The following is a 19,342-nucleotide window of genomic DNA, read 5'->3' as shown; positions in this document are numbered from 1 at the left end:
CGCCAGCTAGGCTACCTTCGGCTACATGTCCGGCCGGAGACTCCGCCATGGCTGAAACCGACACCAGAAAAACCATCGTGCTGACCGGCGCCAGCCGCGGCATCGGCCATGCCACGGTCAAACGCTTTTCGCGCGAGGGCTGGCGGGTCATCACCTGTTCGCGCCAGGCCTTTGCCGAGGACTGCCCGTGGCCTGCCGGCCCGGAGGACCACATCAAGGTCGATCTCGCCGATCAAGAGGATGTCGGCATCGCCGTCTCGGAAATACGCCATCGGCTGGAAGCGCATGGTGGGCAGTTGCACGCGCTGGTCAACAATGCCGGCATTTCGCCCAAGCTCAAGGACGGCAACAGCCGCATGGATTCGATCGACACCCCGATGCATGTCTGGCGCGACGTGTTCCAGGTCAATTTCTTCGCGCCGATCATGCTCGCGCGCGGCCTGTTCAAGGAATTGGCGGCTGCCAAGGGCTCGATCGTCAACGTCACCTCGATCGCCGGCACCCGCGTGCATCCCTTCGCCGGCACCGCCTATGCGACGTCGAAGGCCGCACTCGGCTCGCTGACGCGTGAGATGGCGCATGATTTCGGGCCGCACGGCATTCGCGTCAATGCGATTGCGCCGGGCGAGATCGACACCGCGATCCTGTCGCCGGGCACCGACAAGATCGTCGAGACCATCCCGCTCAGAAGGCTCGGCGCCACGGCAGAGGTCGCCGACATCATCTTCTTCCTGTGCTCGCAGCAGGCGTCCTACGTGACGGGCTCGGAAATCCACATCAATGGCGGCCAGCACGTTTGAGCCGGCCGATTTCAGGCTAGGGGCCGTTCCTAGTCGGCGATTGTGAGGACAGCCTTGCCGCTGAAGCTGCGCAGCCGCAGGGCGTCCAGGGCCTGGCCGATGTCTGTCCACGGCACGGTCAGCGACACGCGGGTTTCCAGCCGACCAGCCGCGACCAGAGCGAGCAGCGAGGCGATATCGGCGCCGATGTCTGGACCTGACGTGTAGTAGGCGAAGGTCTGAAGCCGCGCCCCCTCGTGGCCGGGAACGAACTGTCTGAAGCCAACCGGCGTCAGTTCGCCGCTGCTCGAACCGAATATGACGATGGTGCCGCCCGGTGCGACGCGTTCGATGGCGTGTGCGAGGCTTTGGCCGCCGACCGACTCGGTGATCAGCGAAAACGGCCCCTTGGCCAGTTCGATCGACTCGACGACTTGCTCTGCACCGAGGCCGCGAAGATCCTCGGCATGCCTGGCGGCGGCGATCGCGGTTACGCAGGCGCCTTGCTCGCGGGCGATCTGGATCTGAAAACGGCCGACCGCACCGCTGGCACCGGTGATCAGGACCTGCTGTCCCGCGAGGTCGCCGCCGTGGCGCAGGACCCTCAGCGCGGTTGTGCCCGCGACCGGAAGCGTGGCGGCGGACCCGAAGCTGACGTCATCCGGGATGACGGCGAGACGGTCGGTCGAGACGGCGACACGTTCGGCCCAGCCGGCCTCATCGAACAGGGCAACAACCCGAGCGCCGGCGGCTGGCCCGGAGCCGTCGGCTGCTGCGCGCTCGACAATGCCAACCACGTCCTGGCCAGGTATCCAACCCTCCGGGCGTATGGTGAGCAGGCGCAGTTCGCCGCGGTTCAAAGAGGTAGCGTGGACTTGGACAAGCGCTTCGTTGGCAAGCGGCCGGGGTTCCTCGATTTCGGCGAGCCTGAGCCGGGTGGTGCTGTCGGGAGAGATGACGAGGGCGCGCATGGGTCGAACTTTCCCGGTGGTTTGTGGATGCCCCGGACTCTATCGACTTCCCCGTTCAAAGAATTGAGCTATCATGGCGAATAATCGCTAAAACTGGTCAATGATGAGACAGCCGCTCCGCTACCCCTGGGTCAATTTCGACGTCGATGAAGTGGCCGCGCCGGCAATTGCCGTGCGCGTCGACGTCACCGAAACCAAGGCAGAAGTGGCCGCCCATTGGCACCGCAAGGGCCAGCTCGTCGTCGCGCTCGGCGGTGGTGTCACATGCCGCGTCCCGAGCGGGCTGTGGATGGTACCGCCGCATTGCGGGGTGTGGATTCCGGGCAGTATGGAACACAGCAACATCGCCACCGCCAATGCACGGATTTTCTTCGTCTACATCGAGCCGGGAGCTGCCGACCTGCCGGACCGGTGCTGCACGCTGTCGATCTCGCCGCTGCTGCGAGAACTGATCATCGAGCTGGCCGATCGTGTGGAGGAAGACGAGGCGAGGGACGAGCTTCTGACCACGATCCTGCTCTCCGAACTGCCACGCATGCCGGTCCAACAGCTGCATCTGCCGATCTCGTCCGAGCCGCGCTTGCAGCGGATCGCCGAAGCCCTGGCGCAAGACCCTGCCGACCGCAGCACGCTTGCCGAGTGGGCCAGTCGCGTCGCGCTCTCGGAGAGCAGCCTCGCCCGTCTGGTGGTGAAGGAGACCGGCCTGAGCTTCGGCCGCTGGCGCCAGCAATTGCACCTGATCGTCGCCATACGGGAACTGGCCGCCGGTGCCAGCGTGCAGCAGGTTTCAGGCGATCTCGGCTATGGCTCCGTCACCGCGTTCATCACCATGTTCAAGAAGGCGCTTGGCAAGCCGCCGGCAAAATATCTCGCCAGTGTCGCGCACAATGGCGGCTCCGCTTTCGTGGCGTAATCAACGCTCTACCGACAAGCCTCAAGCCGGCGAGGGTTCAATGGCGCCGGGGCGCGGCATTGGCTTTTGCCCCAGCACCTCTTCCACAATGCCGCGGGCGATTTCGCGTTCGCCCATGATGACGGTGTCGGCGCCTAGCGCCGTGAGATGCTCGACCTCGGCGTCGGAATGGGCGCGTGCAATCACGTTGATGCCGGGGTTGGCGGCGCGGGCCCTGAGCACGACCTGCCCGGCGTCGAAGGCGTTGGGAATGGCAAGGATCAATCGTTTGGCGCCCTGCGGATTGGCAGCGGCAAATACGTCTGCATTGGCCGCATTGCCGGAGACGGTCTCGACGCCGTCGTCTCTCAGCCTGGCCAGCGTCTTGTCGGCGTCCTCGATGACCAGGAAGGGCAGCGACGCCTCTCTCAGCGCCGCACCAACCAGGCTGCCGACGCGGCCATAGCCGATCAGGATGGTGTGACCGGAAAGCGCCGTGTGCGGCGGCGGATCATCCTCTTTTGCAGCTGTGGCCACGGAGGCCACTTGTCCCGGTTGCGTCGCTGGGCCGACCGGCTTGGCCTCTTCCGGTGGCGTTGTCTTGGCAGCGCGCGCGTCCAGCCAAGGCTTCATCCAGTCGAGGGCGAGGAACATCAGCGGATTGACCAGGATCGACAAGATGGCGCCGGCAAGGATCAGGTCGCGTCCCTGTTCGGGCAACAGTTTCAGCCCGACACCGAGCTCGGCCAGAATGAAGGAAAACTCGCCGATCTGCGCGAGGCTGGCCGAGATCATCAAGGCGGTCGCCAGCGGATAGCGGAAGGCGATGACGATGACGAAAGCGGCCAACGACTTGCCGATGACGATGATGGCCAGCGTCGCCAGGATCGGCCAGCCATTGCTCATCAGGCTGAACGGGTCGAACAGCATGCCGACCGAGACAAAGAACAGCACCGAGAAAGCGTCGCGCAACGGCAGGGATTCTTCTGCCGCACGGTGGCTGAGTTCGGATTCGCTCATGATCATGCCGGCAAAGAAGGCGCCCAGCGCCAGCGAGACGCCGAACAGTTTGGCGGCGCCGAAGGCGACCCCGAGCGCGATGGCCAGCACCGCCAGCCGGAACAGTTCGCGCGAGCCGGTATGGGCGACATAGTGCAGGATCCACGGGATCACCCGGCGGCCGACAACCAGCATGACGACGACGAAGGCGACGACCTTGGCCAGCGTGAGGCCGACGACGCCCCAGATGCCGTAGCTGGCCGGCAGCGACAGCAAGCTCGCATGGTCATCGACCTGCGGCTGGCCGCCGAGCACGCCGGCAAGGGCGGGCAACAGCACCAGCGCCAGCACCATGGCCAGGTCCTCGACGATCAGCCAGCCGACGGCGATGCGGCCGCGCTCGGTCTCGATCAGCCGCCGCTCCTGCAGGGCGCGCAGCAGCACCACGGTGGACGCGACAGAGAGCGCCAGGCCGAAGACCAGGCCGGCGCCCATCGACCAACCAAGCATCCAGGCAAGGCCTGCGCCGAGCGCGGTGGCAAAGCCGATCTGGACGATAGCGCCGGGCACGGCGATGGCGCGGACCGAGAGAAGATCTTTTAGCGAGAAATGCAGGCCGACGCCGAACATGAGCAGGATGACACCGATTTCGGCCAGCTCATTGGCAAGACCGGCATCAGCGACGAAGCCCGGCGTGTTCGGTCCGACCAGCACGCCGGCGACGAGATAGCCGACCAGCGGCGGGATGCGAAAACGGTTGGCGAGCGCCCCGAAGATGAATGCCAGCCCCAGACCGGCGACGATGGTGGCGATAAGGGGCGTGTCATGCGGCATTGTCTATGGAGCGCCTTTCGAGAATCGGGATGTCGGGATGCGCCGCCCGAAGCCGCCGCCTTTGCAATATGGTGGACAGGGTGTCGGCGATGCAACCCGCAAGCCGGAAATTGCCGGTGCGACGTGCCAAAAACCGAAAGGCGCGCGCAGCAAAACCGCTGCGCGCGCCGAATAGCTGATCCAGATGGTTACACTGGCGGACTTCAGGCTGCCGCCTGCAGCATGGCTTCGATGTCGATCACGGCATGGTTGGTCAATGTCTTTGGTATCTCGGCCTGCACCTTGTCGGTGACTTCCTTGTGTAGCTTCTTGCGCATCGTGCCGAGCACCAGCGGCGGCGCGATCAGCACGATGTCGTCGAAGATGCCGTGATGGGCGAGCTTGTAGAGCCGGTCCGCGATCTCTTCGGCAAAGCGTTCCTTGCCCTGCCGGTGCCAGTCGGTGTCCTCGACGGCACTGCGATGCACGGAGGGGCCGTCATTGTAGCGGCCGGGGCTGTCGCTGCCTTGCTCGCGCGTCGACGGATTGTCCTGTTTCATCTCCTGGAAGAGCTGCAGGTTCGGATAGAGATTGTCGCCCTCGTTCTTCAAGAACAGCGCCTTTTCGCCATCGGCCACCATGACCAACAGGCCATGTCTCAGGTTGATTTTGCTCATCGCGCGCTCCTGTCTTAAGGTTTCAAATCCAGCCGACGATTGTCATCATCGGCAGGGTCAGAACGCGTGGCGGAGCGGGAACGTTCCACCCCTTCACGCGGAGTGGCGGCGGCTCCCCTCAGAGGCCGGCTTTACGGTCTCGGTGGGTCGTTCTCCGGTCGGCGTCTTTAATCTACTAAATTGGTAGAATTTAGAAAAAACAATTTTGCGACTTGGCTGGCTGGCGGATAAAAGAGCCGAAGAACAAGGCCTGCGGCAGCAGCTTGAATCCGTCTGATATGCGGATGTGGAATATTTTTCTCTTGGCCTTCAGGCTTGCGGAAAACCGATTGCCTCCCGTGAGGGGATGCGCGAGTGGGTTCCTTCAGCTTTTTCACGCCCGCGCGTAAAACTGCCGTCTTGTTCCGGAATCTGTCTCTCATGTCGCAGGCCCATCCCAAGCTCAACGCGTTCCCCGTCTTCCTGCGGGTTGAAGGCGAAGCCGTGGCCATCGTCGGCGGCGGCGATGAAGCATTGGCCAAGGCGCGGCTGCTCGGTCAGTCGAGCGCGACGCTGCGCATCATCACAGATGCTGCCGAAGCCGAATTGCTGAGCTTCATCGCGGCGACCGGCGCTACCCACATTGATGCCCCTTACGACGCCGCGCATCTCGAAGGCGCGGTGATGGTGTTTGCCGCCAGCGGCGACGAGGCGCTTGACCGCCGCGTCGCCGAGGATGCGCGTCGGCTGGGCATTCCGGTCAATGCCGTCGACAGGCCGGAGCTCTGCGATTTCTTCACCCCGGCGCTGGTCAACCGCGCGCCGGTTGCCATTGCTATCGGCACGGAAGGTGCCGGCCCCGTGCTTGCCCAGATGCTGCGCAGCCGCATCGACCGCATGTTGTCGCCTTCACTCGGGCCGCTGGCTACGCTCGCCGCCTCTTTCCGCGGTGCAGCCGAAAAGCTGCTGCCGAAAGGCAATGCGCGCCGTCAGTTCTGGGGCAGTTTTTTCCAGGGCGCGCCGGCGCGCGCCGTCGAAGCCGGCGAGCTCTCGCGGGCGCATGACGCCGCCGTCGATCTGTTGCTGTCGAAGGCTCCGGCTGCGGGCCATATCGCCCTGGTCGGTGCCGGCCCCGGCGCCGAGGATCTTCTGACGCTGCGCGCGCATCGGCTGTTGATGGAGGCTGACGTCATCGTCTATGACGCGCTGGTGCCGGAGGCGATCGTCGCGATGGGCCGCCGCGACGCCGAGCGGCTGCCGGTGGGAAAGCGCAAAGGCTGCCACACCAAGAGCCAGGCCGAGATCAATGCGCTGCTGGTCGAGCTCGGCCACGCCGGCAAGCGCGTCGTGCGGCTGAAGTCGGGCGACCCGCTGGTGTTCGGCCGCGCCGGCGAGGAGATGGCGGCACTTCGCGATGCCGGCATCGCCTATGATGTCATCCCTGGCGTCACCGCCGCTTTCGCCGCAGCCGCCGATTTCGAACTGCCGCTGACGCTGCGCGGTGTGTCCTCGTCGATGGTGTTCACCACCGGCCATGATCTGAAAGGCAATTCGCTGCCCGACTGGGCCAAGCTCGCCATCTCCGGCGCCACCGTCGCGGTCTATATGGGCCGCTCGGTCGCGGCCGAGGTTGCCGGACGGCTGATCGAGGCCGGCCTGTCACCGGACACGGCGGTCGCCGTGGTCGAGAATGCCAGCCTGCAAAACCGTCGCCGTTTCCACGGCACGCTGGCCGATTTGCCGTCGCTGGAGGCACGCGCCGATCTGACCGGCCCGGTGATGACCATCATCGGCGATGCGGTTGCCGGCGCCAACTTTGAACGTTCCGAGCCGCTCGCGGCACATAAGCATGAGGGCGTTGCCGATACGGCCGCCGCAGAGGTCGAACAATGAAGATACTGACCGCAAACCGCCTCACCGACGGCATCGCCGTCTGGTACGCCGATGGCGGCTGGGCCGAGACGGTGGACCACGCCGATCTCGCCCACGACAAGGCGGCCGAGGACCGGCTGGAGGCGATCGGCGCCAAGGCCTATGCCGACAATGAAGTGGTCGATGTCAATCTGATCGACGCTGATGTCGTCGATGGCGTGGTCGAGCCGGTGCGGCTGCGCGAAAAGATCCGCGCCGCCGGTCCGACCATCCGGGAAGATCTGGGTAAGCAGGCTGCGCGGGCAGCGTAACAAAATACGGGCGGACGCGCCCCGAAAGACGAAACATGTACCGTTACGATGAGTTCGACCACGATTTTGTCCAGGCCCGCGTCGCCGAGTTCAGCGACCAGGTCGAGCGTCGGCTGTCCGGGGAGATCACCGAGGAGCAGTTCCGACCGCTCAGGCTGATGAACGGCGTCTACCTGCAGCTGCACGCCTATATGCTGCGCATCGCGGTGCCCTACGGCACGCTGAACGGCGCCCAGTTGCGCATGCTCGGCCACATCGCGCGCAAATACGACAAGGGCTACGGCCACTTCACCACGCGGCAGAACATCCAGTTCAACTGGCCGGCGCTGTCGGACATTCCGGCGATCCTGGCCGATCTCGCCAGTGTCGAGATGCACGCCATCCAGACCAGTGGCAATTGCATCCGCAACGTCACCGCCGACCATTTCGCCGGTGCCGCCGCCGACGAGGTCGCCGATCCGCGACCCTATGCGGAAATCCTGCGGCAGTGGTCGTCGGTGCATCCGGAGTTCTCGTTCCTGCCGCGCAAGTTCAAGATCGCGGTAACGGGTGCGGAGCGCGACCGCGCCGCCATCCAGACGCACGATATCGGCTTGCATGTGAAGAAGAACGCGGCCGGCGAACTCGGCTTTGCCGTCTATATCGGTGGCGGCCAGGGCCGCACGCCGATGGTGGCGAAGAAGATCCGCGACTTCCTGCCGGAGGCCGACCTTCTGTCCTACTGCACGGCGATCCTGCGCGTTTACAACCTCTATGGCCGCCGCGACAACAAGTACAAGGCGCGCATCAAGATCCTCGTACACGAGACCGGCGTCGAGGAAATCACCCGCCAGGTCGAGGCCGAATGGCAGGAGTTGAAGGACGCCGAGCTGAAGCTGCCGGATGCCGACATCCGCGCCATCGACGCCTATTTCGCGCCGCCGCCACTTGCTGACCGGCCGGAAGGCGACGCGGCGATCAAGCTGGCGCGGCTCGATTCCAAGAGCTTCTCGGACTGGCTCGACCAGAATGTCGTAACGCATCGCCATCCCGACTACGCCGCAGTGACGATTTCGCTGAAGGGCATCGGCGAGGTGCCGGGCGACGCTACCGATAGCCAGATGGAAGCGGTCGCCGACATCGCCGAGAATTACGCTTTCGACGAATTGCGCGTCAGCCACGAGCAGAACCTCATCCTGCCGCATGTGGCGCGCGCCGATCTCAAGGCGGTCTATGACGCGTTGGTCGATATTGGTCTGGCGACAGCCAATTCCAATTTGATCAGCGACATCATTTCCTGCCCCGGCCTCGACTATTGCGCGCTGGCCACGGCGCGTTCGATCCCGATCGCGCAGGAGATATCGCTTCGCTTCGCCTCGCTCGAGCGGCAGCGCGAGATCGGCGAACTGAAGCTGAAGATCTCCGGCTGCATCAACGCCTGCGGCCACCACCATGTCGGCCATATCGGCATTCTCGGCGTTGAGAAGAAGGGCTCCGAGCTTTACCAGGTGACGCTTGGCGGCTCGGCCGACGAGAACACCTCGGTCGGCGAGATCATCGGCCGCGGCTTCTCCTCGGAAGAGATCACCGATGCCATCGAGCAGATCGTCGATACCTATCTCGGCCTTCGGCTTAATCCAAGTGAACGTTTTATCGACGCCTACCGCCGTGTCGGTCCCGCGCCGTTCAAGGAGGCGCTCTATGCTGGCGAAACCAAGGCCGCTTGACCGTATCGTCGACGTCGACGACAGCATCGCCGCGAAAGCGGCGGGCTTCGATGCGCTGTATGGGCATCTGAGCGCGCTCAAGATCATCGAACGCGCCGCGAGCGAACTGTTTCATGACGAGATCGCCGCTGTGTCGTCCTTCGGCGCGGATTCGGCGGTGCTGCTGCACATGATCGCCAAGGTCGACCGCACGCTGCCGGTGATCTTCCTCGACACCGGCAAGCATTTCGAAGAGACGCTCGGCTATCGCGATGCGCTCGTCGCCGATTTCGGACTGACCAACATAAGGGTGATCAAGCCCGAAGAGGCGGCGCTCGAACGGATCGATCCGACGGGCAATCTGCACCAAAGCAACACCGACGCCTGCTGCGACGTGCGCAAGGTCGAGCCGCTGGCGCGTGGCGTCGCGCCGTTCCGCGCCTGGTTCACCGGCCGCAAGCGCTTCCAGGCCGCGACGCGGTCGGCGCTGCCGGTGTTCGAGGCGGTCGGGCCGCGCGTGCGCATCAACCCGCTGGCGCATTGGACGACATCCGACCAGGCCGACTACATGCGCGCGCATGCGCTGCGCGAAAATCCGCTGGTCGCGTACGGCTACCTGTCGATCGGCTGCTTCCCGTGCACGCAGCCGGTGCAGCCGGGCGAGGATGCGCGCAGCGGCCGCTGGGCCGGTCATGCCAAGACCGAGTGCGGCATCCATCTGTCCGGCTTGGAGAAGTCGCTGACCGACGCTTCCCTTTAGGCTATGTAGATATTCAGGTGAGGCTGGCCTGCAGACGGCGGCTTCCACTCGGAGGCCGCCGGTTTCGCTTGGACTGGCCTTCAGCGGACTTTCGATTTTTTGGGCTTTAGGAATTTTCGATGACTGAACCGACGACACCGGAGACCCGGCTCTGGACCCCGGAGGGTTTTCGCGAAGACGAATGGGCGCATGCCGAAAGCGCGGACGCGCTGGCCGGCAATGGCCGCTTCATCCTGCCGCTGCAGGCGTTCCTCGGCCTCGATGCCGAGGTGCGGCGCTCTGCGAAGGAGCGGCTTGGCGTGGCGCTGCAGCCCGGCGACCAGCTGGAAAAGATCGCCGATCTGCTCGACCAGCTGTCGCTGGTGGCGCTGGCCTTTCCGGCCTTCAACGACGGCCGCTCGTTTTCCAAGGGCGAGCTGCTGCGCAGCCGCTATCAGTTCGAGGGCGCCGTCCGCGCTACCGGACAGGTTCTTGTCGACCAGCTGCCGCATATGCTGCGCCTCGGCTTCGATGAGTTCGAGATATCGAACCCGGTGCTGCTGAAACGGCTCGATGAAGGCCGCATCGGCGGGCTGGGGCTGTATTATCAGCCGACCGAAGCGTCCGAGCCGAAGGGACCGAAATACTCCTGGCGGCGCGTTCGCGACAGCTGACGCAGCGGTAATTCCGCCCGCCTTTACATCGGCTGAAATCAGGCCTTCTCTTGGCTGTCCGGACGGAAATATCCGCCGGCCAGGGAGGGAGACATGGATTTCGACTATGTCATCGCCGGCGGCGGTTCCGCCGGCTGCTCGCTTGCCGCACGGCTCTCCGAGGATCCTTCGAAAACCGTCTGCCTGATCGAAGCCGGCGGTGAGGGTAGGAACCTGCTCATCCGCGCGCCGGCAGGCATCATCGCGCTGCTGCCGGGCCGGCCGAAGATCAACAATTGGGGATTGCAGACGGTGCCGCAGCAAGGGCTCGGCGGACGCAAGGGCTACCAGCCGCGCGGCAAGGCGCTTGGCGGCTCCAGCGCCATCAATGCCATGCTCTACACGCGCGGCCACCGCGGCGACTATAACGAATGGGCCGGTCTCGGCTGCCGGGGCTGGTCGTGGGACGAGGTGTTGCCCTATTTCCAGCGCGCCGAAGGCAACCAGCGCGGCGCCGACGCGCTGCATGGCGGCGACGGGCCGCTCAGGGTCGGCGAACAGCAGGAGCCGCGCCCGATCGCGCGAGCCTTTGTCGAGGCCTGCGGCGAAAACCAGATCCGCCGCAACGACGACTTCAACGGGCCGGAGCAGGAAGGGGCGGGGCTCTACCAGGTCACGCAATTCTGGGGCGGGGCCAAGAATGGCGAGCGCTGCTCGGCGGCGGCCGCCTATCTGCATCCGGCGATGAACCGGCCGAACCTGACTGTCATCACCGGCGCGCATGCCACCGGCATTGTGCTCGACGGTAAGCGCGCCACCGGGGTGCGTTATCGCAAAGGCAACGGCGAGGCGGTGGCGAACGCCAGGCGCGAGGTCATCGTCTGCGGCGGCGCCTTCGGCTCGCCGCAACTCCTGTTGTTGTCCGGCATCGGTCCGGCGGATGAGCTTGCCGCGCAGGGCATAGCCGTCGCCCATGAACTGCCCGGTGTCGGCAAGAACCTGCAAGACCATCTCGATTTCATCCTGGCCTGGAGGTCGAAGAATGCCGACATGATGGGTATCGGCCTGCGTGGCCTGCCTGGCTTGCTCAGGCATATGCTGCGCTGGCGCAGAAACGGCACCGGCATGATCGCCACGCCCTATGCCGAAGGCGGCGCCTTCCTCAAATCCGATCCGGCGATCGAGAGGCCCGACCTGCAGCTGCATTTCTGCATCGCCATCGTCGACGATCACGGCCGCAAGCTGCATCTGGGCTACGGTTTTTCCTGCCATGTCTGCGTGCTCAGGCCGCATTCGCGCGGCGAGGTCGGGCTGTCGAGCCCGGACCCGCTGGCGCCGCCGCGCATCGATCCGCGCTTTTTGTCCGACGGGAGGGACAGGGACCTGCTGCTCAAGGGTGCCAGGATGATGCGCGGCATATTGGAGGCGCCGGCGCTGGCGAAATACCGCGACAAGGAAATCTATACCGCCGGTGTTTCCAGCGATGCCGAGCTGATGGCGCATATCAGGGCGCGCGCCGACACGATCTATCACCCCGTCGGCACCTGCAAGATGGGTGTCGACGCCATGGCCGTGGTCGATCCTGAGCTCAAGGTGCGCGGGCTGCAGGGGTTGCGCGTGGTCGATGCCTCGGTGATGCCGACATTGATCGGCGGGAACACCAACGCACCGACCATCATGATCGCCGAGAAGGCGGCCGACATGACCAGAGCCGCTGCCTGATTTTCTCGCCTCGTGGTCGGACCAACTGTGCTGTTTCTCCCTGGATGCGCTGCTGTGTCGCTCAGCTCAAGGCGAACAAACTAAATCTGGTCAGACCAATTGTGCGATTTGGGCTTTCCCTGTCGCGAGCCTGCCCTTAGGATAGGGCTATTATTTCACGATCCGAAATAATGGCCAGCAAGGGAGGAGACCGGCATGGCAGGCAAGAAGATATTGATGCTCGTTGGCGAGTTCAGCGAGGAATACGAGATTTTCGTCTTTGAACAGGCCATGCATGCGGTTGGCCATACGGTGCATGTCGTCTGCCCCGACAAGAAGGCCGGCGACATCTTGAAGACCTCGCTGCACGATTTCGAGGGCCATCAGACCTATACCGAAAAGCTCGGCCACGACTACATCTTGAACAAGACGTTTTCGGAGGTCGATCCGGCGCAATACGACGCCGTCTATGCCGCCGGCGGACGCGGACCCGAATATATCCGCATCGACAAAAGGGTGCAGGCGCTGGTCAGGCATTTCCATGAGACCGGCAAGCCGATCTTCACCATCTGCCACGGCGTGCAGATACTGATCGCGGTCGATGGCGTGGTGCGTGGCCGGGAGGTGGCGGCGCTGCAATATTGCGAGCCGGAGGTTACGCTTGCCGGCGGCATCTACATCGATGTCGCGCCGACCGGCGCCCATGTCGACGGCAATCTGGTGTCGGCCAAGGGTTGGCCCGGCCTCGCAGCCTTCATGCGCGAATGCCTGAAAGTGCTCGGCACCGAGATCCGCGACGGCAAGGCGCTGGTGCGCGACGAGCGCAAGGCAGCTTGAGCAGGCTTTTGAGAAGCCGCCGCGCGTTTCGCGCGGCGGTTTATTTTATGCTAAGGCCCGCGCTTCGCGAAACGAGATCAGCTTGCGGCGCTGTTCGTCCCACAGGGCCAGCTTGACGCAGCGCAGGCTGTCGAGGAGCGTGACGCGGCCGATGCCGCGCAGTTCCGGATAATCGCGCAGCACTTCCTGCAGTCGGTAGCCCGGCACCTTGGCAGAGAGATGGTGGACGTGGTGGACGCCGATATTGCCGGTGAACCAGTTCAGCACCGGCGGCAGGTCGTAATAGGACGAGCCGTGCAGGGCGGCATGCTGGAATTCCCATTCTTCGTCATTCGCCCATTCCGTTTCCTCGAACTGGTGCTGGACGTAGAACAGCCAGATGCCGGCCGAACCGGCAAGGACGACGATGGGCAGATGGACGACCAGGAAAGCGCCGGGGCCGATCCACCAGATGAGCAGGGCCGCGGCAATCGCAATGGCGAGATTCGTCGTCATCGACGACACCCAGGGCGTCAGGCCGCCGCGCATCATGCCGATCGGCAGCCGCTGTTCGAAGATGAACAGCCAGATCGGGCCAAGGCCGAACATTACCAGCGGGTGGCGGTAGAGCCGATAGGCAAGGCGTCCCCGCCAGGACAGCTGCCGGTATTCAGCAACCGTCAACGTCCTGATGTCGCCCATGCCGCGCTCGTCAAGATTGCCGGCGCTGGCGTGATGGGTGGCGTGCGCGCGCCGCCAGCAATCATAGGGCGTCAGCGTCAGCACGCCGAGCGCGCGGCCGATCCAGTCGTCGGCGGTGCGATTGGCGAAGAAGGAGCCGTGGCCGCAATCGTGCTGGATCATGAAGATCCGCACCAGAAAGCCGGCGGCGGGAAGGATGAGGATCAGGCCCCACCAGTGGCCGTAGGAGTAGGCGGCCGAAGAGAGCGCCCACAGCGTGACGAAAGGGATGAGGGTGATGGCAAGTTCGAGGGTGCTGCGCCGCCGGTCGGGCTTCTTGTAGCGCGCCAGAATCTTCAACCAGGCGCGCTTGCTGTTGGCGGCCGTCTCGGGGGAAATCATGTTCATCAGGAAGCATAGGCGTGGCTTGCCGCCGCCGCAAGGCAAAGCTCACGCAAAATTACTGCGCGTAATTGTCGCGCGATTGCGTCGCTATTGCCGGCGTTGGCCGTCTGCCACGCTGGCTTCTATGCCGTCCAGACGGTCGAGCAGGTCCCGAAAATGCTCCGGAATGTCGGCCTCGGTTCGGAATGCCGGCAAGCTGCGCAGAAAGCGCTTCGTTGCCTCGGTGCCGAACTGGCGCTTGATATCGGCGGCGAGCTCTTCGCTCCTGTTGCCGTTGTTGCCTGTCATTGTCCCAAAATCCTGTGTTGGCTTCGAAACTCCTCCAGCATCGGAATGGTTCCCCCATAGCGGGGTATTGGCAAGCAAAGCCGGCGATCACGGTAAAATTTGAATTAATTTCGAAAGATCTTCGCGATCCGTGCCAACGTCCTCCGAACGGCTCCAAGCATCGCTTGCCCCTTGATTTTTGACCGCCAAACCTCGATATCGGGCGCAAATCCAAACCATTCGAATGACGGGAAACGGCGATGAGCGACCAGACAAAAGACGAACGCGCGCCCGAGGATATCGAAACGGCCGAGGCCGAGCGCACGCAAGGCGGCATCGACGGCGACTATGAAGCGCTGGTGCGGCTGCTGAAGGAAAACGAGGAATTGAAGGACCGCGCGCTGCGCGTCGCGGCCGAAATGGAGAATCTGCGCCGCCGCACCGCGCGCGACGTGCATGACGCGCGCACCTATGCGGTGGCCAATTTCGCCCGCGACATGCTTTCGGTGTCGGACAATCTGCGGCGCGCGATCGACGCCATCCCGGCCGAGGCCAAGGCCGGCGGAGACGCCGGCTTCAAGGCGCTGATCGAGGGCGTCGACCTGACCGAGCGCGCCATGCTGTCGGCGCTCGAGCGGCATGGGGTGAAGAAACTGACGCCGGAAGGCGAGAAGTTCGACCCGAATTTCCATCAGGCAATGTTCGAAGTGCCCAATCCCGACGTGCCCGCCAACACCGTGGTCCAGGTCGTGCAGCCGGGCTATTCGATCGGCGAGCGCGTGCTGCGGCCCGCCATGGTCGGCGTCGCCAAGGGCGGCCCCAAGATCGCGGCAGGCGAGGCGCCGGTCGAGCCGGGTCCGGTGAACGAGCAGGCTGAGAAGGATGCGTGATAGTGAGTAGCGAATAGGGAGTAGTGAGTAGGGGTTGATATTAATCTGCGGCTTCGTGCTATTCCGCTACTCACTACTCGCTCGGCCCATGAACCCCATCGACCTCCTCGACTATGCCGGCGTCGCTGTCTTTGCGGCGACCGGGGCGCTTGCGGCTTCGCGCAAGCAGCTCGACATTATCGGCTTCCTGTTCCTGGCCAGCGTCACCGGCATCGGCGGCGGCACGCTGCGGGACGTCATCCTCAACCTGCCTGTCTTTTGGGTCGCCAACTCCGGCTATGTGCTGATCTGCGCAGTGGTTGCGGTGCTGGTCTTCTTCATCGCTCACCGTGTCGAATCCCGCTGGAAATGGCTGCTTTGGCTCGATGCCATCGGATTGGCCGCCTTTTCGGTGATGGGCGCGGCCAAGGGGTTGACGATCACCGGCTCGCCGGTCGTCTCCGTCATTATGGGCGTGCTGACCGCCACATTCGGCGGCATCCTGCGCGATCTGCTGGCCGGCGAGCCATCGGTGCTGCTTCGGCCCGAAATCTACGTCAGCGCGGCGCTCGCGGGTGCCAGCCTTTATACGCTTGGCGATCTTGCCGGTCTGCCGCCGCTCGCCTCTGATATCGCCGGTTTTGTCGCGGCTTTCCTGGTGCGCGGCGGCGCGCTCAAATTCGGCTGGACGTTTCCGTCCTACAAGAGCCGCCCGGGGCGGCGGCCGGAGGATATTCCGTGAAGAAGCGAATAGCGAATAGGGAGTAGCGAATAGGGTTGAACGGGACAAGGCCTGCGCAACTTTCTATTCGCTATTCGCTATTCGCTATCACGCCGCAAAGCGCTGTGCTTCGCCGCCATAATAGTTGACGTAGCGGGCGCCGATTTCCTTGACCGGCATCACCACGAACACATCTACCGTCGAGAATTCGCGGTCGATGACGCAGCCGTCGCCGATGCGGGCGCCGACGCGCAGATATCCTTTGACCAGCGGCGGCATTGCCGCAATCGCCGCCTTGGCGTTGACCGCCTCGATCGGCATCAGGTCCATCGAGCAATAGCGTCCGGAGACCGCCCGCACATCCCAGGCCGAGTTGGTGCGGCAGTGATGGGCAAGATAGGTGAGCGCCTCGGCATGCGCCGCCGGCACCGTGCCGTGGAACGAGGCGCAGCCGGTCATCACGCCGATTTCATAGTGTTTGATATAGGCCCAGATGCCTTGCCACAGCGCTTCGATGGTGCGCTTGGAGCGGTATTCCTTAAGAACGCAGGAGCGGCCGAGTTCGAGGAAGCGCTGGCCGGGATGGCGCGCGATGAGCTTGGTCAGCTCGAATTCGCCTTCGGAATAGAAGCCGCCGGCGGTCGCCGCGATTTCTTGCCGCAGCAGGCGATAAGTGCCGACGATGCGGCGGTGCTCGGGACCGGAGATCGAGGTGTCCAGTACCAGCAGATGGTCGCAAAGGGGGTCGAAACGGTCGGCGTCGCGCCGGTCCTGCGCTTGGAACAGATCCTTCCTGGCGCCAAGCTCGTCATAAAATACCCGGTAGCGCACTTCCTGCGCGGCAGCGATCTCGGCCTCGTTGCGGGCAAGCCGCACTTCGAGATTGCCGATCCGGCCCAGCGGTGCGCCTGTTGCAACAGCATCAGCGTTACGCGCGGCGAGCAAAGCGCCGCCCGCGTTGGGCCGAGTGTCACATTCCGGCATAACTGTATGCACGAGTGATTCTCCTTCGAGCCATCCCTCTTGGCACGGGGATACGGTGTAGGTGCAACAGGATTGTGACAGTACCGTGATACGGCGCTGCGGGCAATACTTCGTCGGCTGGCGAAAACCCTCAACCGGCTACCTTACGTGATGTCAGAGAGCACGTCGGGGCGGCCTCAGGCGGCCACCTGGCCTTCGACGGCATGGACCAGCGCGTCGGGGTCTAGCGGCTTGGTGACGAAGCCGCTGGCGCCATGGGCGAGCACGGTGTGGCGGGTCTTTTCCTGGCTGTCGGCCGACAGCACCATGATCGGAACCGGCGGCACGGCCATTTCTTCCTCGTGCCGGCGGATGGCGGCAATCGCATCCAGCCCGTCCATCACCGGCATGTGCAAATCCATCAGCACCACGTCGAAGCGGTGTTTCATCCCGGCTTCGGTGACCGCCTCGACGGCCGCCTTGCCGTTGCCGACGACTTTTACGCGATGCCCGGCCTTTAGTAGCGTCGCGCGGGCCAGCATGGCGTTGATATCGTTGTCTTCGGCGATCAACACCGACAGGCCATGCTGGCGTCCGCCGGCGGCCCGAAGCGATGACGCACCGCTTTTTTCCGGCTTCTTGGGCAGGGGCAAAACTGGGGCATGGCTGGTCAACAGCACGCGCATCAACGTTTCGCCGCGCACCGGCCTTGCCAGGAAGGTGGCGTAGCCGCTGGCGCGGAATTCGCCAAGCATGCCGCGGTCGGTGGGCGCGATCAGCGTGATCGCCTCGCAATCGGCAAAGCCGTTCTGGCGCAGGCGCTTGAGCAGCCTGCCGTCGCTGTCTTCCATGGCGGCGTCGATCAACAGCACGTCGCAATGTTCGGCGAAAGGCGCTGCCTGAGGAGCAGTTGTGGCGAGGTCGATAACGCCGCCATGGGCGCGGATGGTGCGGGCTAGGGCATTGGCCTCTACCGCGTTCTTCGACACGATCACGGCGCGCCGGCCGGCGAGGATATTCTGCCGGTTCTGCGGCGCTTCGGTGGCCCCTGTGGCCGGGAGCTCGAAGACGAATTCAGATCCCTCACCAAGCCGGCTCGACACCGAAATGGAGCCGCCCATGGCCGTCGCCAGGCGCCTCGATATGGCAAGGCCGAGGCCGGCGCCGCCATGGGTGCGGGTCGAGGTGCCGTCGGACTGTTCGAATTCCTCGAAGATGCGCTCCATGTCCTCTTCGCGCAGGCCAGGGCCGGTGTCGGCGACGGTGAAGCAGATGCGGTCGCTGGTCTCGGTGCGGACCCGCGCAACCGAGACCAGCACACCGCCGGTGTCGGTGAACTTGATCGCATTGCCGATGAGGTTGAGCAGCACCTGCCTGACCCTGCCGGGATCGGCCATGATCATCTGCGGCACGTCGGGTTCGACATGACAGCCGAGGCCGATGTTCTTGGCGAAAGCTTTCGCCGCCATCAGTTCGATGATGTTGTCGGCAACCTCGCGCAAAGATGTCGGCTGCGGCTCCGGGTCGAAGCGACCGGCCTCGATCTTGGAATAATCGAGCAAATCCTCGATCAGCGCCAAAAGCGCGCTGGCCGAGGTCGAGACGGCGGCGACATAGGTGCGCTGCTCCGGCGAGAGGTTGGTGTCGGCCAGAAGCTTGGCCATGCCCATGATGCCGTTCATCGGCGTGCGGATCTCATGGCTGACGGTGGCGAGGAAGCGCGACTTGGCCTGGCTGGCATATTCGGCGCGCTCGCGCGCGGTAATCAGCGAAGATTCGGCGCGCTTGCGGGCCGTGATGTCGCGGGCAATCGCCCGGTGCGAAACGGCGCCGCTATCCTTGTCGCGCACCGACAGTTCGATCCACGAAAACCAGCGCGGACCGTTCGGCGTGCGGATGGAGACGTCGGTGGAACTCAGGCATTCGTGATCGGAAAAGGCGGCGTCGGGAACAACACCGACATCGATGCCGAGGTCAGCCAGCGTCCTGCCGGCAAGATCGCGCTGATCGGTTTCGACGAGGCCGGCGAAAACCTTGTTGGCATAGACGATGTGGCCGTCGCGGTCGCGATGGACGACGAGATCGCCGAGCGCATCAATCAGCCCGCGAAAACGCTCCTCGCTCTCCTGCATCTCCCACATGCGGTCGGCCAGCGTCTCGATCTCGGCGCGGCTGCGGGCGGCGGTTTCGTCGAGCAAGGCGGTCGCGCGGTGGACGGTGCGGCGGCCGCGCAGATGCATGGCGACGCCGGCGAGGCCTGTCACCAGCAGGCCGATCGTGATGAAGATCGGCGCGCCGGTGAGGTGGGACAGGCCCGCCAGCACGACACTGGCGACGACCGTCAGGAACAGCAGGCCCTCGTGCGTGGCGCGCGGAAATTCCGGCGCCAGCGGCGGCGGGGCAACATGCTGCCGCCTAGGCGTCGCCGGGCTCGGCCCTTCGACGCTCTCGGCATGGCTCTTCTCTTTCCTGGCGGACTCCGCGATCATGCGGAAATCCTTGCCAGATAGAGATTATGGAAGATTGCGGCGGATCGTTCGAATTTTAGC

The 19,342-nt window shown here is 64.3% G+C and carries 19 protein-coding genes; 12 read left to right on the top strand and 7 right to left on the bottom strand.

Annotation, left to right across the window (positions count from 1 at the left end; translation table 11 throughout):
- Window positions 1-47 precede the first annotated feature (47 nt).
- Window positions 48-800, top strand: coding sequence for an SDR family NAD(P)-dependent oxidoreductase (locus tag H0241_RS20550; RefSeq protein WP_023733595.1), 753 nt, complete (start codon window positions 48-50; stop codon window positions 798-800).
- A gap of 29 nt (window positions 801-829) precedes the next feature.
- Here the strand turns inward: H0241_RS20550 and H0241_RS20545 are convergent, their stop codons facing one another.
- The gene (locus H0241_RS20545; protein WP_181059570.1) at window positions 830-1,750 is read right to left on the bottom strand and encodes a zinc-binding dehydrogenase; all 921 of its coding nucleotides are present in this window, start codon (window positions 1,748-1,750) and stop codon (window positions 830-832) included.
- Window positions 1,751-1,853: 103 nt separating this feature from the next.
- Here H0241_RS20545 and H0241_RS20540 point away from each other — a divergent pair, with 103 nt between their 5' ends.
- Window positions 1,854-2,663 (top strand): AraC family transcriptional regulator, encoded by an 810-nt coding sequence (locus H0241_RS20540; protein ID WP_181059568.1) that lies wholly within the window; start codon window positions 1,854-1,856, stop codon window positions 2,661-2,663.
- Between the two features lie 21 nt (window positions 2,664-2,684).
- On the opposite strand, the gene ybaL is transcribed toward H0241_RS20540, so the two are convergent.
- Entirely contained in the window at window positions 2,685-4,475 is a 1,791-nt protein-coding gene (gene ybaL, locus H0241_RS20535) for a YbaL family putative K(+) efflux transporter (RefSeq protein ID WP_181059566.1), read from the bottom strand.
- Between the two features lie 37 nt (window positions 4,476-4,512).
- Here ybaL and H0241_RS20530 point away from each other — a divergent pair, with 37 nt between their 5' ends.
- A complete protein-coding gene (locus tag H0241_RS20530) occupies window positions 4,513-4,650 on the top strand; it encodes a hypothetical protein (RefSeq protein ID WP_181059565.1) in 138 nt (45 codons plus the stop codon).
- Window positions 4,651-4,678: 28 nt separating this feature from the next.
- Here H0241_RS20530 and H0241_RS20525 read toward each other — a convergent pair whose 3' ends face one another.
- Complete coding sequence (locus H0241_RS20525) at window positions 4,679-5,131, bottom strand: baeRF12 domain-containing protein (protein WP_181059562.1); 453 nt, start codon at window positions 5,129-5,131, stop codon at window positions 4,679-4,681.
- Window positions 5,132-5,551: 420 nt separating this feature from the next.
- On the opposite strand from H0241_RS20525, the gene cysG reads away from it, so the two are divergent.
- The 7 genes from cysG to H0241_RS20490 all read left to right on the top strand — a co-directional run bounded on the left by cysG (window position 5,552) and on the right by H0241_RS20490 (window position 12,908).
- Window positions 5,552-7,003 (top strand): siroheme synthase CysG, encoded by a 1,452-nt coding sequence (gene cysG / locus H0241_RS20520; protein ID WP_181059560.1) that lies wholly within the window; start codon window positions 5,552-5,554, stop codon window positions 7,001-7,003.
- The gene (locus H0241_RS20515) at window positions 7,000-7,293 is read left to right on the top strand and encodes a DUF2849 domain-containing protein (RefSeq protein WP_181059558.1); all 294 of its coding nucleotides are present in this window, start codon (window positions 7,000-7,002) and stop codon (window positions 7,291-7,293) included. The genes cysG and H0241_RS20515 overlap by 4 nt, the downstream gene beginning before the upstream one ends.
- A gap of 35 nt (window positions 7,294-7,328) precedes the next feature.
- Complete coding sequence (locus tag H0241_RS20510; protein ID WP_181059556.1) at window positions 7,329-8,999, top strand: nitrite/sulfite reductase; 1,671 nt, start codon at window positions 7,329-7,331, stop codon at window positions 8,997-8,999.
- Window positions 8,974-9,738 carry a phosphoadenylyl-sulfate reductase gene (locus tag H0241_RS20505; RefSeq protein WP_181059554.1) on the top strand — a complete coding sequence of 255 codons (765 nt, stop codon included), beginning with the start codon at window positions 8,974-8,976 and terminating at the stop codon, window positions 9,736-9,738. Before H0241_RS20510 ends, H0241_RS20505 begins: the two co-directional genes overlap by 26 nt.
- Before the next feature lie 119 nt (window positions 9,739-9,857).
- Window positions 9,858-10,391, top strand: coding sequence for a DUF934 domain-containing protein (locus tag H0241_RS20500; protein ID WP_181059552.1), 534 nt, complete (start codon window positions 9,858-9,860; stop codon window positions 10,389-10,391).
- A 93-nt stretch (window positions 10,392-10,484) separates the two neighbouring features.
- Window positions 10,485-12,092, top strand: coding sequence for a GMC family oxidoreductase (locus tag H0241_RS20495; protein WP_181059550.1), 1,608 nt, complete (start codon window positions 10,485-10,487; stop codon window positions 12,090-12,092).
- A gap of 195 nt (window positions 12,093-12,287) precedes the next feature.
- Window positions 12,288-12,908, top strand: coding sequence for a DJ-1/PfpI family protein (locus tag H0241_RS20490; protein WP_181059548.1), 621 nt, complete (start codon window positions 12,288-12,290; stop codon window positions 12,906-12,908).
- A gap of 45 nt (window positions 12,909-12,953) precedes the next feature.
- Here the strand turns inward: H0241_RS20490 and H0241_RS20485 are convergent, their stop codons facing one another.
- A complete protein-coding gene (locus H0241_RS20485; protein WP_181059546.1) occupies window positions 12,954-13,976 on the bottom strand; it encodes a fatty acid desaturase in 1,023 nt (340 codons plus the stop codon).
- An 84-nt stretch (window positions 13,977-14,060) separates the two neighbouring features.
- On the bottom strand, window positions 14,061-14,261 hold the full coding sequence (locus H0241_RS20480) for a hypothetical protein (RefSeq protein WP_181059544.1): 201 nt from the start codon (window positions 14,259-14,261) through the stop codon (window positions 14,061-14,063).
- Between the two features lie 239 nt (window positions 14,262-14,500).
- On the opposite strand from H0241_RS20480, the gene grpE reads away from it, so the two are divergent.
- Both grpE and H0241_RS20470 read left to right on the top strand, forming a co-directional pair.
- A complete protein-coding gene (gene grpE / locus H0241_RS20475; RefSeq protein ID WP_181059542.1) occupies window positions 14,501-15,130 on the top strand; it encodes a nucleotide exchange factor GrpE in 630 nt (209 codons plus the stop codon).
- 88 nt (window positions 15,131-15,218) lie between these two features.
- A complete protein-coding gene (locus H0241_RS20470; protein WP_181059540.1) occupies window positions 15,219-15,851 on the top strand; it encodes a trimeric intracellular cation channel family protein in 633 nt (210 codons plus the stop codon).
- A gap of 87 nt (window positions 15,852-15,938) precedes the next feature.
- On the opposite strand, the gene H0241_RS20465 is transcribed toward H0241_RS20470, so the two are convergent.
- Together H0241_RS20465 and H0241_RS20460 are read right to left on the bottom strand one after the other, a co-directional pair.
- Window positions 15,939-16,814, bottom strand: a complete 876-nt coding sequence (locus H0241_RS20465; RefSeq protein ID WP_210285015.1) for a GNAT family N-acetyltransferase — start codon at window positions 16,812-16,814, stop codon at window positions 15,939-15,941.
- Between the two features lie 176 nt (window positions 16,815-16,990).
- Complete coding sequence (locus H0241_RS20460) at window positions 16,991-19,282, bottom strand: response regulator (protein WP_181059538.1); 2,292 nt, start codon at window positions 19,280-19,282, stop codon at window positions 16,991-16,993.
- Window positions 19,283-19,342 lie beyond the last annotated feature (60 nt).

The organism is Mesorhizobium neociceri, from assembly GCF_013520985.1.
Lineage (GTDB): Bacteria > Pseudomonadota > Alphaproteobacteria > Rhizobiales > Rhizobiaceae > Mesorhizobium > Mesorhizobium neociceri.
This window is presented reverse-complemented; position numbering and strand designations above follow the sequence as displayed.